Origin of the sequence: Pseudomonas sp. AA-38 (assembly GCF_029457475.1) — a bacterium.
Lineage (GTDB): Bacteria > Pseudomonadota > Gammaproteobacteria > Pseudomonadales > Pseudomonadaceae > Aquipseudomonas.
This window is the reverse complement of sequence record NZ_CP120359.1, coordinates 1,310,621-1,325,581: the sequence shown is the minus strand read 5'-3', so window position 1 is coordinate 1,325,581 and position 14,961 is coordinate 1,310,621. Positions and strand designations below refer to the sequence as shown.

Annotated in this window: 10 protein-coding genes and 2 pseudogenes; 8 read left to right on the top strand and 4 right to left on the bottom strand. The window is 64.8% G+C overall.

What is annotated here, in order from left to right; translation table 11 throughout:
• Positions 1-21 precede the first annotated feature (21 nt).
• The 3 genes from PVE35_RS06050 to PVE35_RS06040 are packed head-to-tail and all read right to left on the bottom strand — an operon-like array spanning position 22 to position 2,545.
• Positions 22-795, bottom strand: a complete 774-nt coding sequence (locus PVE35_RS06050) for a PAS domain-containing protein (RefSeq protein ID WP_277374121.1) — start codon at positions 793-795, stop codon at positions 22-24.
• Positions 792-1,442, bottom strand: coding sequence for a response regulator (locus tag PVE35_RS06045; protein WP_268182048.1), 651 nt, complete (start codon positions 1,440-1,442; stop codon positions 792-794). The genes PVE35_RS06050 and PVE35_RS06045 overlap by 4 nt, the downstream gene beginning before the upstream one ends.
• A complete protein-coding gene (locus PVE35_RS06040) occupies positions 1,439-2,545 on the bottom strand; it encodes an ATP-binding protein (protein ID WP_268182046.1) in 1,107 nt (368 codons plus the stop codon). Before PVE35_RS06040 ends, PVE35_RS06045 begins: the two co-directional genes overlap by 4 nt.
• Positions 2,546-2,846: 301 nt before the next feature.
• Here PVE35_RS06040 and PVE35_RS06035 point away from each other — a divergent pair, with 301 nt between their 5' ends.
• From PVE35_RS06035 to PVE35_RS06000, 8 genes and pseudogenes are all read left to right on the top strand, one after another.
• Positions 2,847-4,217 carry an NAD(P)/FAD-dependent oxidoreductase gene (locus PVE35_RS06035; RefSeq protein WP_277374120.1) on the top strand — a complete coding sequence of 457 codons (1,371 nt, stop codon included), beginning with the start codon at positions 2,847-2,849 and terminating at the stop codon, positions 4,215-4,217.
• Between the two features lie 68 nt (positions 4,218-4,285).
• Positions 4,286-6,631: an aminomethyltransferase family protein gene (locus PVE35_RS06030; protein ID WP_277374119.1), complete on the top strand. Its 2,346-nt coding sequence runs from the start codon at positions 4,286-4,288 to the stop codon at positions 6,629-6,631.
• A 598-nt stretch (positions 6,632-7,229) separates the two neighbouring features.
• Positions 7,230-7,907 (top strand): annotated as a pseudogene (locus PVE35_RS25445) (PAS domain-containing protein); the annotation flags it as partial.
• A gap of 129 nt (positions 7,908-8,036) precedes the next feature.
• Positions 8,037-8,189 (top strand): annotated as a pseudogene (locus PVE35_RS06020) (methyl-accepting chemotaxis protein); the annotation flags it as partial.
• Positions 8,190-8,460: 271 nt separating this feature from the next.
• Entirely contained in the window at positions 8,461-9,828 is a 1,368-nt protein-coding gene (locus tag PVE35_RS06015) for an ammonium transporter (protein WP_268182040.1), read from the top strand.
• 59 nt (positions 9,829-9,887) lie between these two features.
• On the top strand, positions 9,888-10,067 hold the full coding sequence (locus PVE35_RS06010) for a hypothetical protein (protein WP_268182038.1): 180 nt from the start codon (positions 9,888-9,890) through the stop codon (positions 10,065-10,067).
• A 135-nt stretch (positions 10,068-10,202) separates the two neighbouring features.
• Positions 10,203-11,996 (top strand): transporter substrate-binding domain-containing protein, encoded by a 1,794-nt coding sequence (locus PVE35_RS06005; protein WP_277374118.1) that lies wholly within the window; start codon positions 10,203-10,205, stop codon positions 11,994-11,996.
• A 579-nt stretch (positions 11,997-12,575) separates the two neighbouring features.
• The gene (locus tag PVE35_RS06000; RefSeq protein ID WP_277374117.1) at positions 12,576-14,231 is read left to right on the top strand and encodes a methyl-accepting chemotaxis protein; all 1,656 of its coding nucleotides are present in this window, start codon (positions 12,576-12,578) and stop codon (positions 14,229-14,231) included.
• 37 nt (positions 14,232-14,268) lie between these two features.
• Here the strand turns inward: PVE35_RS06000 and PVE35_RS05995 are convergent, their stop codons facing one another.
• Complete coding sequence (locus tag PVE35_RS05995) at positions 14,269-14,955, bottom strand: gamma-glutamyl-gamma-aminobutyrate hydrolase family protein (protein WP_277374116.1); 687 nt, start codon at positions 14,953-14,955, stop codon at positions 14,269-14,271.
• Positions 14,956-14,961: the final 6 nt, after the last annotated feature.

Here is a 14,961-nt window from a genome sequence, read left to right as displayed (position 1 = left end):
GCCAGTCCAGTGCTCCCCCCACTAAACCACCATCTGCCTCACCACCTCCACCCCACGCTCCATCACCACGCCCTCCAATCCCAACACCTCACCCAGATCCGAATACACCCCACAGCCCCGCTCACTGACCCACTTCTCCCGCCCATCGGCGCACAGCAGGCGATATTCGAGCACGAAGGGCCGCCGTGCCCGCAAGCCATCCTGCACGCCACGCCAGACCTGTTCGCGGTCGTGCGGATGGATCAGCCCGTTGTAGGTCAGATCCTGGCTGTCGATCAGCCGCTCGGCCGAGTAGCCGGTCAGCTCCAGGCAACCGGCACTGACGTACTCCATGCTCCAGTGGCGGTTGTTGCGGCAGCGATAGACCATGGCCGGCAGGCCGTCGAGCAGGTTGCTCAGGCTGCGATGGCGCGCCAGCAACCGTTCGCGCTGCGGCATCTGCGCGCTGACGTCGCTCAGGGTGAGCAGATGATCCGTGGCACAGCGCCGTGCACGTACATCGGCCCAGCGCAGTTCGCCGGCCCGTGTGGTATAGCGCAGGCAACCGCTCCAGAGGGGTTGCGTCGGGGTCAGGCCATGCAGGCCAAGCTGCCAGGCGACGTGATCCTCCAGATGCAGAAAGGCCTCGTGCTCACGCCCAATGCACTCGCCAGCGCGATAGCCGCTGAAGGTCTCCCAGCCACGATTGACCCGGCACAGCCGCCCTTGCCCGTCGAGCTGGATCAGCGCCAGGGGCAATTCGTCGGCGCCCGGCCAGGGTAGCCGGGCCGCCAGCCAATGCAGCAACCCCTTCATGGAAATTCCCCCGAATGACGATGCACCCAGGCCGCCAGCTCCAGGCGTGAGCGCAGGTTGAGCTTGCTCAGCAGGTGCTTGACGTAGACCTTCACGGTGCCATCGCTGATACCGAGCTGGCGGCCGATCAGCTTGTTGCTGAAGCCCTCGGCGATCAGCGCCAGGGTCTGCCGCTCACGCTCGGTGAGTTCGATACGCGCCACTGGGGCAGCGGCGTCGCGCTCGCCCAAGCTGCTGGCGAGCAGCCGCGAGAGAGCCGGGTCAAGCCGGCTCTGGCCATGAGCACAGGCACTGACCGCCGCCAGCAGCTCTTCCGGCTCGCTGTCCTTGAGCAGGTAGCCGTCGGCGCCTGCCCGCAATGCCGGCAGCACATCCTCGCGTGCTGCCGAGGCGCTGAGCACCATGACGCTGATTTCCGGCTGGTCGCGCTTGAGGCACTCAAGGGTCTCCAGGCCACCCTGCCCCGGCATGTGCAGGTCGAGCAGGATCAGCGCCGGGTTCAGCGCGCGTGCCAGGGCGATGCCCTCGCGGCCAGTGGACACGCTGCCAACCACGCGAAACTCGCCGCTACTCTCGAACAGCTCGGCCAGGCCACGGCGCAGCATGGGGTGATCGTCGATCAGCAGCAGGTCGAAAGGCGCGTTCATGCCACCCCCCAGCGCAACAGCACGCGCGTGCCGCCCGTCGGTGCCGACTCGATGCGCAACTCGGCGCCAATGGCGGCGGCACGCTCACGCATGATGTGCAGGCCGAAATGCCCCGTCGGCGGCAACTGCTGCGGCAGGCCGACACCGTCGTCGCACACCTCGACGGCGCCACCGTCGGCGCTCGGCCACAGGCGAATCCATACCTGCCGAGCATGGGAGTGGCGCACCACGTTGGCCAGTGCCTCGCGGACGATCTGCAGCACCTGCAGTTCGCTCTCGGCCGGCAGGCAGTGCCCAGGGAGGCGATTGTCCAGGCTGAACACGCAACTGCTGCTACGGGCGAACTCGGCGACAGACGCCTCCAGGGCCTGGCGCAAGGTGCGGCCATCCATGGTCAGGCGCGCGCTGCTGATCAGTTCGCGCACCTGGCGTTGCAGGGTGCGCAGGGTGTCGCGCAGATCGTCGAGCATGGCATCGGCCTGTTCGCGTTGCTGCGGATCGGCCAGCACCTGCTGCAGGCGGCTGCTGCGAATCTGCAGGTAACCGAGCTGTTGCGCCACCGAATCGTGCAGCTCGCGCGCCAGCACGCCACGCTCGGCACTCAGCTCGCTGCGGCGCAAACGGCGTTCCTCGGCGAAGGCCTGCAGCACCTCGGCCAGTTGCCGGCCGATCAGGCGCAGACACTCGCGCTGACGGGCATCGGGGCGCCGGGCGAATGCCACCTGCAGCGAGGCGACGCGCTGCTGTTCCAGGTGCAAACCGCACAGGGCGAGAAAGCGTCCCTGCTCCAGACAGCGCCCGCATAGCTGCAGCGACCCCGGCGACACACCCGCCAGGTCATGAACGCCATCGGTGCAAGGCAACGGCTCGCCCAACAGACGCCAACCCAGCACTCCCGCCTGCGGCAGCAACAGGCTGACCTGTGTGGCCTGCAGGGCGTCCTCCAGCAGTGGCAGCAAGGCACGCAGGGGGGCTTCGATGCTGCCCTGCTGCAGGGCGCGCAACGGCAGCTCCAGCAGCGCCTGGCGATAGGCAGGCAATGCCGTCTCGACCGGCCTGGCCGGGTGCACGGTGAGCAGGGAACGCAACAACGCCTGGAACATCCAGCCTCCGTTCGAGCGGGGATTCTCAGCAGGCTTCAGCAAGTTCCATGCCCCATCCGCACGGAACAGATAACACTGAAAAGAAAGAAAAATTCTCTATAGGAATTTATCCACCTACCTGCATCTGCACCAATCCGAAGCCACCGCGCCTTCGTTCAGGGCAACGCCGCTGCTCCGATTACCTCCAAGGAGGTATCCCCAACGGGCGAATTGCGAGGGGCTAGCAAGCCCGTAAGGTAATTCCCACGAGGAAATTTCAATTCCTGACAATCATCAAAACGATCCGCACGGGAGAGCTTCCATGACCACTCGCATCGCCATCATCGGCGCCGGCCCCTGCGGCCTGGCCCAGCTTCGCGCCTTCCAGTCCGCCGCTGCCAAGGGGGCGGAGATTCCCGAACTGGTCTGCTTCGAAAAGCAGAGCGACTGGGGTGGCATGTGGAACTACACCTGGCGCACCGGTCTCGACGAACACGGCGAGCCGGTACACGGCAGCATGTACCGCTACCTGTGGTCGAACGGGCCGAAGGAATGCCTGGAGTTCGCCGACTACACCTTCGACGAGCACTTCGGTCGCCCGATGGGCTCCTACCCGCCGCGCGAAGTGCTGTGGGACTACATCAAGGGCCGCGTCGAAAAGGCCGGCGTGCGCAAGTACATCCAGTTCAACAGCACCGTGCGCGGGGTGGTCTTCGACGAAGCCAGCGGCCAGTTCGAGGTCACCGTGCACAGCTATGACCATGACCTCACCCGTACCGAGCGCTTCGACTACGTGGTGGTCGCCAGCGGCCACTTCTCCACCCCCAATGTGCCTTACTTCGAGGGTTTCGAGAGCTTCGCCGGGCGCGTACTGCATGCCCATGATTTTCGCGATGCGCTGGAATTCAAGGGCAAGGACGTGCTCATCGTCGGCTCCAGCTACTCGGCCGAGGACATCGGCTCGCAGTGCTACAAGTACGGCGCCCGCTCGATCACCAGTTGCTACCGCAGCGCGCCGATGGGCTACAAGTGGCCGGAAAACTGGGAGGAAAAACCGCTGCTGAGCCACGTCAAAGGCAGCACCGCGTTCTTTGCCGACGGCACCAGCAAGCACGTCGACGCCATCGTCCTGTGTACCGGCTACAAGCACCACTTCCCCTTCCTGGCCGAGAACCTGCGGCTGAAGACCGACAACCGCCTGTGGCCGCTGAACCTGTACAAGGGCGTGTTCTGGGAGGACAACCCCAAGCTGATCTACCTCGGTATGCAGGATCAGTGGTACAGCTTCAACATGTTCGACGCCCAGGCCTGGTACGCCCGCGACGTGATCCTCGGGCGCATCGCCCTGCCCGACCACGCCGCCATGCACGCCGAAGACCTGGCCTGGCGCGAGGAAGAACTGACCCTGAAGAACGCCCAGGAAATGTTCGAGTTCCAGGGCAAGTACATCCAGACCCTGATCGACGCCACCGACTACCCCAGCTTCGACATCGCCGCGGTGAACCGCACCTTCCTCGACTGGAAGCACGACAAGTACGAGGACATCATGGGCTACCGCAACAAGTGCCACCGCTCGCTGATGACCGGCACCCTGGCCACGCCCCATCACACCCCCTGGCTGGAGGCGCTGGACGATTCCCTCGAAGCCTACCTGGCCGACTCGCCGCAGACAGCCATCAAGGCCGTGGGCTGAGCGCCGCGCACGCCCCGTAGGGTGCGCCGTGCGCACCGGCAGCCATCATAAGAACCCAGGTGCCTTGCATGCAGATGCCCATGATTTCCCGGCCATACGAGCCGGCTCTGTTCGCCCGTGCCCCCGGCCTGGAGCGCCACCGCGTCGCCCCTGGCGGCCTGACGGTGATCGCCCTGGAGCCGGGTGACCGCCTCGAGGTGATCGACCTGGAGGGCGACCAGTTGGCCGAGCTGCTGGCCTTCGACGAGAGCGGCCGCGAAGCGCTCGCCGCCCTCGGCCTACTGTCCAGCCCCGGCGCCGACTTCATCGGCAATCTGCTCAGCGATGGCAGCCGCGAATCACAGCACGTCGCCAGTGGTCTGCTCAAACGCCACATCGACTGCCGCCACCTGCCCATGGCCGCGCGCCTCTGGCAGGCGGGTACACCCGCCGGTTTCACTCGCAGCCTCACCGCTGACGCAGCCTTGCTGGTGGTCGTTGCCGCCCCAGGCGGACAGACAGCGGTGGACAGCCAGCAGCGCGCCAGCGAGCTGCGCCTGATCATTCAGCGCGCCAACCCGTCGAGCCTGCTGATCCCCACCCTGCCAGCGCCCCTCGGAGAGGTGGTCGACGAGTTCACCATCGCCCCCGGCACGGCACGCGACTATGTGGTCGCGGCCGGCCAGTACATCCAGGTGATCGACGTCGCCGGCCGGCAGTGCTCGGACTTCGTCGCCTTCGACCGGCGCGGCCTCGATGCCGGCCGCGAGATCGACCTCGACCCCACAGTCACCCGTACCCTGAATGGCAACGCCTACCCCGGCCCGGGCCTGTTCAGCCGCTTCTATGATCGCGACCTGCAACCGATGCTGGAAGTGGTGCGCGACACGGTGGGCCGCCACGACACCTTCGCCCTGGCCTGCACCGCGCGCTACTACGAGGCCCTGGGCTATTTCGGCCACGCCAACTGCAGCGACAACCTCAGCCGTGCCCTCGCCGCCCATGGCGTGCAGGGGCGGTGCGGCTGGCCGGCAATCAACTTCTTCTTCAACACCGGGGTCGATGCGCACCAGCAGCTTACGCTGGATGAGCCTTGGTCGCGCCCCGGCGACTATGTGCTGCTGCGCGCCCAGCGCGAGCTGGTGTGTGCCAGCAGTTCCTGCCCGGACGACATCGACCCGGCCAACGGCTGGCAGCCGACCGACATCCATATCCGCGTGTATGCCGACAAGGAGCGCTTCAGTATCGCCATGGCCAACCGCAAGACGCCCGACGCCGACCCGGTGCTGACCCGAGAAAGCGGCTTTCACCCGGGCACATCCGCCCTCACCCGCCAGTTCGTCGACTATCGCGGCTGGTGGACGCCCACCCAGTTCGACGGCTACGGCACCCTGGCCGAATACCACGCCTGCCGCGAGCGGGTGGCGGTGATGGACCTATCCGCCCTGCGCAAGTTCGAGGTGCTCGGCCCGGATGCCGAGGCCCTGCTCAACCATTGCCTGACCCGCGACGTGCGCAAGCTGGCGGTTGGCCAGGTGGTGTACAGCGCCATGTGCTATGAGCACGGCGGCATGCTCGACGACGGCACGCTGCTGCGCCTTGGCTCCGACGCCTTCCGCTGGATCGGCGGCGAGGACTTCGGCGGCGACTGGATGCGCCAGCAGGCCGAGAAGCTGGGCATGAAGGTGTGGATCAAGTCCGCCTCCGAGCAGATCAACAATATCGCCGTGCAAGGCCCGCTATCGCGCGAATTGCTCAAGCAGATGATCTGGACGCCGGGCACTCAGCCCAGGCTGGAGGAGCTGGGCTGGTTCCGTTTTCTCATCGGCCGGCTGGACGGCTACGACGGCGCGCCGCTGATGGTCTCGCGCACCGGCTACACCGGCGAACTGGGCTATGAGATCTGGTGCCACCCGAACGATGCGATGAAGGTCTGGCAGCGCCTCTGGCAACTGGGCGAGCCGCTGGGCCTGGCGCCGCTCGGCCTGCATGCGCTGGACATGCTGCGCATCGAGGCCGGGCTGATCTTCGCCGGCTACGAGTTCGACGACCAGACCGATCCGTTCGAGGCCGGCATCGGTTTCTGCGTGCCACTGAAGAGCAAGCAGGACGACTTCATCGGTCGCGACGCCCTGCTGCGGCGCAAGGAGCACCCAATGCAGCAACTGGTCGGCCTGGCGCTGGACGGCAACGAGCCGGCTGTTCATGGCGACTGCGTGCATGTCGGCCGCGCCCAGGTCGGCGTGATCACCAGCGCCACGCGCTCGCCCGTGATGGGCAAGAACATCGCCCTGTGCCGCCTGGCAGTGGACTACTGCACGCCCGGCACCCGCGTGGAAGTCGGCAAGCTCGACGGTCAGCAGAAGCGCATCGGTGCCACGGTCGCCACCGGCACCGTGGCCTATGACCCGGACAAGAGCCGGGTCAGGGCCTGATGTCCCGGGTGCGCACCATGGACGCTTCACTGCAACGACCTTCGGTGCGCACAGCGCACCCTACGGTGTGATGGCACCGACCGCACTGTAGGGTGCGCTGCGCGCACCATGGACGCTTCACTGCAACGACCTTCGGTGCGCACGGCGCACCCTACGGCGTGATGGCACCGACCGCACTGTAGGGTGCGCTGCGCGCACCATGGACGCTTCGCTGCAACGAGGTTCGGTGCGCACGGCGCACCCTACGCGTGAAGGCATCGGCCGCACTGTAGGGTGCGCTGCGCGCACCATGGACGCTTCACTGCAACGACCTTCGGTGCGCACGGCGCACCCTACGCGTGAAGGCACCGACCGCACTGTAGGGTGCGCTACGCGCACCATGAACACTTCGCTGCAACGGCGTTCGGTGCGCACAGCGCACCCTACGCGTGATGGCACCGACCGCACCGTAGGGTGCGCTGCGCGCACCATGGATGCTTCGCTGCAACGACCTTCGGTGCGCACGGCGCCCCCGCGTGGAGGGCACCGAGCGGAATTGGACAAGGAATTGCTAGGCAAGCAAGCAGTGCCCTAGTCAACGTCCAAGGAGGATCGGCCGATGTGGTTCAGCAATACCACCGGAAACCTGGTCAGCGAACTCAACCAATGGCTCGAACACCTGCTCAGCCAGCGCCAGCCAGCCAACGAACGCCCGCACCTGCAGCGACAGCCGCAGTTGCTCGGCAGCCTGGAGCGCCTGCAGCGTGACTGGGAGGAACTGCAGCGTATTCGCCAGCACAGTGAGCAACAGCCGCCAGTCCCCTGTACTGCCGCAGAATATGCCGCGCTGCAACAGCGCCTGACCCTGACCGAACGACAATGCGCGCAGCTCGCAGATGAGCTGCGCGCCAGCCAGGCACAGAACCATAGTTTGGCGGCCGAACAGGCGCATTGGGAGGAGGAGCGCCAGGTCTGGGAGCTGACCAAGCGCACCCTGACCGAAGGTTGCTGGGCGATGAACGTGGTGGACGGCGACCCCGACCACCCACAGAACCTGATCCGCTGGTCCGAGCAGTTCCGCGAGCTGATCGGCTACAGCCACGCCGAGTTTCCCGATGGTTGGGACAGTTACTTCCAGGTGGTCAACCCGGATGACCTCAAGGCGGTGATGCAGGCCTTCAACGCCTCGATGGTGGACAAGAGCGGCGATGGTTTCTACGCCGTGGAATACCGCATGCGCCACAAGCGCCGTGGCGAAGTCTGGTTTCGCGAGCGTGGCCGCTGCCTGCGCGATGCCCAGGGCAAGCTGCTTTACGTCACCGGCGCGGTGCGCGAGATCAGCGACGAGAAGGCCGCCGCCAGCCTGCAGGAACGCGAACAGGCGAGCATCCAGGCCACCTATGGGCAGATCGCTCAGGTCGCCGGGGTGATCAAGGGCATCGCCGAGCAAACCAACCTACTGGCCCTCAACGCCGCCATCGAGGCCGCCCGCGCCGGCGAGCAAGGCCGTGGTTTCGCCGTGGTCGCCGACGAGGTGCGCAACCTGGCACGACGCACCCAGGAGTCGGTGCAGCAGATTCAAAGCATGTTGCAGAAGAACCCCTGAGGCACGACCCATTTTCAGGCGTGGTGCCCACTCGATGAACACAAAGAGGGCATTTTTAAACCAGATGTTTCCGAGACGCGCGGCCACAGGGCCGTGCCAGCAGATGGACTTCTGGCACAAGGATTGCCTATTCACACAGGGAACTTTTTATAACTACAGATAAATAACGACCTGAACGGCATCTACCTGAAGTCCCACTGCCAAGACCGACAGACATTCCAAGAACAGCATCGAGGATTGAAAGATGGAAGAGCAGAAGATACCCACTCTGGAGGAGCTACAAGCTCTGATAGAGATGACCAACACCCTGAATATGGAAATATTCTACTGGTGGTGTGTCGCCCTGATGATCATGATTCACGCCGGTTTCCTGTCCTACGAAATCGGCGCGTCGCGCCTGAAGAACGCGCTGGCCGCTGGCGTGAAGAACATCCTCGCCTTCGGCTTCATCGTCCCCAGCGTGTTCCTGCTCGGCTGGGCGGTCTACAACGGCTTTCCGGACGGCATCGTGCCGCGCATGGACGCCATCCTCGCCGGCATGCCGTGGAGCCAGTCCATGGGGCCGAACATCAGCGATAACGCCACCGGCATTTTCTGGGCCGCCTTCGCCATGTTCGCCGCCACCACCGGCTCGATCCTCTCCGGTGCGCTGATCGAACGTACACGGATGAGCGCCTTCATCATCATGACCATCTTCCTCGGCGGCTTCCTCTGGCTGGTAGCGGCGTCCTGGGGCTGGCACCCGCAAGGCTGGCTGACCGTCAAATGGGGCTTCCATGACGTCGGCGCCGCCGGCTGCGTGCACATGATCGCCGGCTTCTTCACTCTGGCGGTGGTGATCAACCTCGGCGCGCGTATCGGCCGCTTCAACGCCGACGGCAGTGCCAACGCCATCGTCGGCCACAGCATGCCGATGAGCGTGGTCGGTCTGATGATGATCATCGTCGGCTTCTTCGGCTTCCTCGGTGGTTGCATCATCTACAACTCGGGCGCGCAGTGGATCAACATCTACGGTGCTCCCACCAACCTCTCAGCCTTCGCCTTCAACACCCTGATGGGCTTCGCCGGCGGCCTGATCGGCGCCTACCTGACCACCCGCGAGCCGTTCTGGATGATGTCCGGCGGTCTGGTGGGCATCATCTCGGTCGCGCCGGGCCTGGATCTCTACCATCCCGGCCTGGCTTATCTGATCGGCATGGGCGTATCCGCCACTGCGCCGCTGGTCAACAACCTGCTGCTCAAGTTCCGCCTCGACGACGCCGTCGGCGCCTTCGCCGTGCATGGCTTCGGCGGTTTCGCCGGCATCGTCATCAGCGGCATCTTCCTGGCCGGCTACCCGAACGTGAACGGCATGCCGGAGATCAGCTTCCTCGGCCAACTGGGCGGCGCCCTGGTCATGGCAGCGCTGGGCTTCGTGCCGGGCTACCTGATCTCCTATGCCCTGAAGAAAGCCGACCTGCTGCGCGTACCGGCGCATGCCGAGGAGCGTGGTCTGGATCTGACCGAAGTACCGGCCCAGGCTTACCCGGAATGGTCATCGATGTACGGCCAGAGCAACAGCGTCGGCGGCAGTGAGCCGGCAGCGCTGGTTGGCGAAACCAAACCCGCCTGACCAACGAGCGCCCCGCCGTCATCAAGCGGCGGGTCAACCCGAAGCAAAGGAGCATCGCCATGAGCATCACCACTTACGAAGGCGCCAGCGCCGTATTCACCTTCGCCGACAAGCCGACCATCCTGATGGTCATCAGCCTGCTGGTGGCGGGCGTCAGCCTCTATGCGCTGATCGCCACCATGATCCACGAAAAGCACAGCTACGCCCTGCCGGACGAAAAGCTACCCAAACTCAAGTAAGCCCACTGCCGGCGGCAAGGGCCGCCGGCCCTTCCAGGCGTTGCGCCTGCCGGGCATGCACACTGCGCAACGCTCTTTATGCAACAGCGCCCAGGTCGAATACGACCTGGCCCTGGGACATCGAGGAAGTAGTCCATGGCCTGGTTCAAGCCCCCCGCCCCCACTCTGTCGGACTGGCAGCGAGCCTTGCTCGCTGGTGATATCGAAACGGCCCTCGCGCAGAACGATGGCAGCTTGCCCGAACGCTTGCGGAGTTGCCTCGAACGCGGCCTGAGCGACCCACCCGTCAGCGACGGGCGCGCCCTCGGCCTGCTTTGTGGGCGTCTCGAAGCGCTGCAACGACACACCCTGCAGGCCATCGAGCAGAGCGAAAACAGCCTGGGCGAAATTGCCGCACGCAGTGGCGAGCAACTGACCTACCTCGACCATACCCGTGGCTTTCTTCAGCACAGCAGCCAAAGCGCCGATGAACTGCGCGGCAAGCTGGCCTGCGAGCTGGACAATACCCAACGGTTCTTCGCCAGCCAGTTCGCCGAACTGCAACAAGCCATCGAGGAGCGCACCAGTGCCTCGCATCAGGTGATCCGCGCCATCGACGAGATCGGCCGCACCGTGCAACTGCTGTCGATCAATGCCGCCATCGAAGCGGCGCACGCTGGCGATGCCGGGCGTGGCTTCGCCGTGGTCGCCACGGAAATTCGCGACCTGGCCTTGCGCACCCAGGCCAACACCCGCCAGGCCTTCGAGCAGATCGACATGTCGCAACTCAGCGCACGCCTGGCGACCCTGCTCGAAAGTGCCGAGGCGCAGCTACAAGAGCTCAGCGGCCAGGTCGGCACTTCGTTGAGCAGCCTGCATGACCTGTTCGGCCAGATGGCTGGGCGCCTCGATGAGATAGAGGGCAACAATCGCGTCATCGCCGCCGGCGTGCAACTCGGCATGAGTACCGATGCGCAACTGCGCGGGCGCAGCAACTGGAGCCGCGCCCTGCTCAGCGACCTCAGCTCGGTATACGCCAGCACGCAGCCCAAGCAAGGCCTGCAACGCCTGCTGCACGAGGAGCGCCTGCAACTCGACCCAGACTACGATCGCCTGGCCGACATCCGCGCCCGCGGCGAACTGCGCGTGGCCATCGAACCCGCTTTCAAGGGTCTGTCCTTCCGCAGCGAGCCAGGTGCCGAACTACAAGGGCTGGATGCCGAACTGGCGCGGGCCTTCGCGCGCTGGCTGGGGGTCAAGTGCCGCTTCATCGAACACCCCTGGGATCGCTGCCTGCAACTGCTGGAGGCCGGTGCCCAACGCCGCGAGAGCGAGGCTGACCTGGTATGGAGCGCCATGCCACCGATGCCCGGCTATGACCGAGTGGCCTTCTCCATGCCCTACGTGTTCCTGCCCTATGTGCTGGCCAAGCGCGCCGGCGACACGCGCATCCAGGGCGTCGAGGATCTGGCCGACAAGGTGCTCGGCTGCATCAACGACCCAGCCGCCATGGCCACCCTGGAAGAACGTGGCCTGCGCTGGCAGGCCAACCGGCTCAAACCGGGCGGTAAGGTCGAACTGGCCAATCTGTTGGCCTACAGCGACCAGAGCCTGATCCATGAATGTCTGGCCGACGGTACGGTGGACGCTTTCGCCGTCGATCTGCCGATCTACCACTGGGCCTGCCAGGGCGAACGCAGCCCCTGGCGCGGGCGCCTGGAGATCCTGCCAGGTAACCTCAGCCCCAGTCTGTGGTACTACTCCGCCGCCGTGGCCAATCAGCCGAGCAATGCCGCGCTGCTGAGCAGCATCGACCAGTTCATCGCCCACTACCGTAAACAACCGGCCTATCGCGAATTGGTGCAACGCTGGTTGGGCAAGGTCTATGACGACAGCCAATGGCGCTTCGCCGCTGGCATTCATGATGCACGCAGCCTGGCCCGTGCCTGATGACCTCATCAGGGCCATGTCCGCTTCGTCGAAAGGCCCGCCAACAAGCCGGCGGTGGGCCTCAGCCTCTGCGCAGATCGCCACCAGCGGCTGCCATGCCATGGCGGTGGCATGTTACCCAGGCTTGATCTCCTGGCCTGCATACACACCTTCGGGCGCCCACCTGCACCGCTCGGTAACATCTTGCACAGCATGTTCAATGAAGATGGCATATCGCTATACAAAAGTAGCGAAGCGCCATTGCGATATCTGTTCTAGACTCGATTTCAAGGATGACCGCTTACCTGGAAAGCGGCATGTCAGGAAAGCCCGAGTTCGATTGGCGCACGGCCATACGAGCCTCAGAGCCCTCCTGCCTTTTGCCCTGGATTCCCAACTCCATTTCTTACACCGCGTTCAAGGCCATGCCAACGAACGCGACCGATCGCCTGGCGATCGATCCAGGAGCCTCACTTCACACGACAGCCCCGCTCGAGGGCGTGCGGATGGACGCAGGATGCATGAATAGGCTGCGGCCCTTGTTCTTGCGTGCATCAGAACAATCCGCCCATAAGAAATATGTTCATGGCAGGTGCCCTTATGTCGTCCCAGAACACTCGCTTTTCCATCCGAACGCTACTGTATGCCAGCTATGGCTGCCTCCTGGCACTGCTGCTGCTGATAGCGGGCGTCTCGTTCTACAACATCACCGCAGCGGACAGGGATTTCGCCGACTACATCAACGGGATCGAGACGCGTACACGGCTGGCCAACCAGCTCAGCGACGCCGTCAAGGACAGGGCACTGGAACTGCGCAACCTGGCACTTAACAGCGAACCGGCCGAGCGTGGGGCAAAACGTGCGTTCATCGCTCAGCACGAACAGGATGTCTTCGACAAACTCGCGGCCTTGCGCCAGGCGATGAACTCGCACAGTGATGTGTCGAGCCAAAGCCATGAGCTATTTTCGCGCATCGAACAATTGGAAGCACGCTACAGCAAGGTCGCCCATGGAATTGCCGAGCATCTGTTCAAAGGCGAGGACGTCGAAGCCAAGCGCATGGTCAAGGAGCAGTGCACACCGCTGCTCGAGGAGTTGACCAGTACGATCGAGCAATACCTCGAGCACGCCATCAAGCAAGCCAAACAACAAGTTTTGGCCAATGAAGCGCACGCGCTACAACAACGCAATATCCTCATCGCCATCACCGTGATCAGCTTCCTGCTTGCCGCCCTACTGGGCCATCTGATCAGCCGTTACCTGCTGCGCGCACTGGGCGCCGAGCCGAGCGACCTCAACCAGATCGCCCAACGCGTGGCCGAAGGCGACCTGCGCACGATGGAAAAAAGCCTGAACAGCGCCGAGAACAGCGTGCTCGCTGCGCTGCAGCGCATGCAGCAGAACCTGCGCCAGGTGACCCAGGACATCGACAGCTCCTCGCGCACCGTGGCCCATTCCAGCCAGGAGCTGAGCGAGTCGAGCCTGCGCAACGCCGAAAGCGTGGCTCAAGCTCAGCGCGAAGTGGAGCAGATCGTCACCGCCGTGCACGAAATGGCGGCGACCGTGCAGGACGTGGCACGCAATGCCGAGTCCGCCGCGCAGGCCGCCAGCGAGGCCGACCAGGCCGCCGCGCAAAGTCAGCAGAAGGCCGGCCATGCGGTGAGTCTGATCAGCGAACTGGCCCAGGTGATCGACAGCTCCAGCGAGGCCATGGGACGTCTGAAGACCGAAAGCAGCAACATTGGCAGCGTGCTCGACGTGATCAAGTCGGTGGCCGATCAGACCAACCTGCTGGCGCTCAACGCCGCCATCGAAGCGGCCCGTGCCGGCGAGGCCGGCCGTGGCTTTGCCGTGGTTGCCGATGAAGTGCGCAGCCTGGCCCGGCGCACCCAGGAGGCCACCACCGAGATCGAGGGGCTGATCGCCAACCTGCAACGCATCGCCGACGAAACCGCGCGCTACATGGAGCGCTGCCAGAGCTCCAGTTCGCAATCGGTTTCCGGGGTTTCCGAAGCCGGTGAGGCGGTGGCCCGCATCGTCAGCATGATCGAGCGTATCAATGGCATGAACCAGCAGATCGCCACGGCGGCCGAGCAGCAGAGTGCAGTGGCCGAAGAGATCAGCCGTGGCATTGTCTCGGTACGCGACAGCACGGAGCAATCGGCCGACGCCTTCCAGCATGCGCAGCAGGAGAGCGAGAGCCTGGCACGCACCAGCGAAGCCCTGCGCGGCAACATCGCTCACTTCCGTCTATGAGCAACTCAGCTGCGCGGCTCATCAGGCCGCGCAGCGCTCAGCCCAGCAGGTAATCCAGCAGCCGCGCCATCAGCGCGTTGCCCGGCACATAGCGCCTTGGTTCTGCTGCCAGTTGCTCGGGAGTCTGTACCCAGGGGCCCGGCCTGAGTTCGTCGGCGCATTCGTTCAGCAGGTCGGCGACGATCTGCGGGGTCATCTCCGGGTGACATTGTAGGCCGATCACCCGACGTCCGATCTGGAACGCCTGGTGCCGGCACGCCTCGCTGGAGGCCAGCAGTCTGGCGCCCTCGGGCAGGGCGTAGGTTTCCCCGTGCCAGTGCAGCAACTCGATACGGTCGGGAAAGACGAAGCAGCCCTCGCCAACCGATTCGGCCCGCCACACCGGGAACCAGCCGATCTCCGCCAGCGCGTTGGGCTGCACGCGGGCCCCCAGTGCACTGGCAATCAACTGCGCGCCCAGGCAGATGCCGAGCACCGGCACACCTGCCTCGATGGCCTGCCTCAGGAAAGCCTTCTCTTCGATCAGCCAGGGCAGCTCTGCTTCGTCGTTGACGCTCATCGGCCCGCCCATGGCGACGATCAGGTCGCAGCGACCTGGGTCGGGCAAGCGCGCATCCGCCTCGAAGAAACGGGTGTAGTGCAATTCGGCGCCCCGCACCTGGAACCAGTCGGCCATGCTGCCGACATCCTCGAAGGGTACGTGCTGCAATACCTGCACATGCATGGACGG

Coding starts and splice junctions, on each gene's coding strand:
- PVE35_RS06050 (WP_277374121.1), bottom strand. CDS start 795: ATGAAGGGGTTGCTGCATTGGCTGGCGGCCCGGCTACCCTGGCCGGGC.
- PVE35_RS06040 (WP_268182046.1), bottom strand. CDS start 2,545: ATGTTCCAGGCGTTGTTGCGTTCCCTGCTCACCGTGCACCCGGCCAGG.
- PVE35_RS06015 (WP_268182040.1), top strand. CDS start 8,461: ATGGAAGAGCAGAAGATACCCACTCTGGAGGAGCTACAAGCTCTGATA.
- PVE35_RS06000 (WP_277374117.1), top strand. CDS start 12,576: ATGTCGTCCCAGAACACTCGCTTTTCCATCCGAACGCTACTGTATGCC.
- PVE35_RS06010 (WP_268182038.1), top strand. CDS start 9,888: ATGAGCATCACCACTTACGAAGGCGCCAGCGCCGTATTCACCTTCGCC.
- PVE35_RS06045 (WP_268182048.1), bottom strand. CDS start 1,442: ATGAACGCGCCTTTCGACCTGCTGCTGATCGACGATCACCCCATGCTG.
- PVE35_RS06030 (WP_277374119.1), top strand. CDS start 4,286: ATGCAGATGCCCATGATTTCCCGGCCATACGAGCCGGCTCTGTTCGCC.
- PVE35_RS06035 (WP_277374120.1), top strand. CDS start 2,847: ATGACCACTCGCATCGCCATCATCGGCGCCGGCCCCTGCGGCCTGGCC.
- PVE35_RS06005 (WP_277374118.1), top strand. CDS start 10,203: ATGGCCTGGTTCAAGCCCCCCGCCCCCACTCTGTCGGACTGGCAGCGA.
- PVE35_RS05995 (WP_277374116.1), bottom strand. CDS start 14,955: ATGCATGTGCAGGTATTGCAGCACGTACCCTTCGAGGATGTCGGCAGC.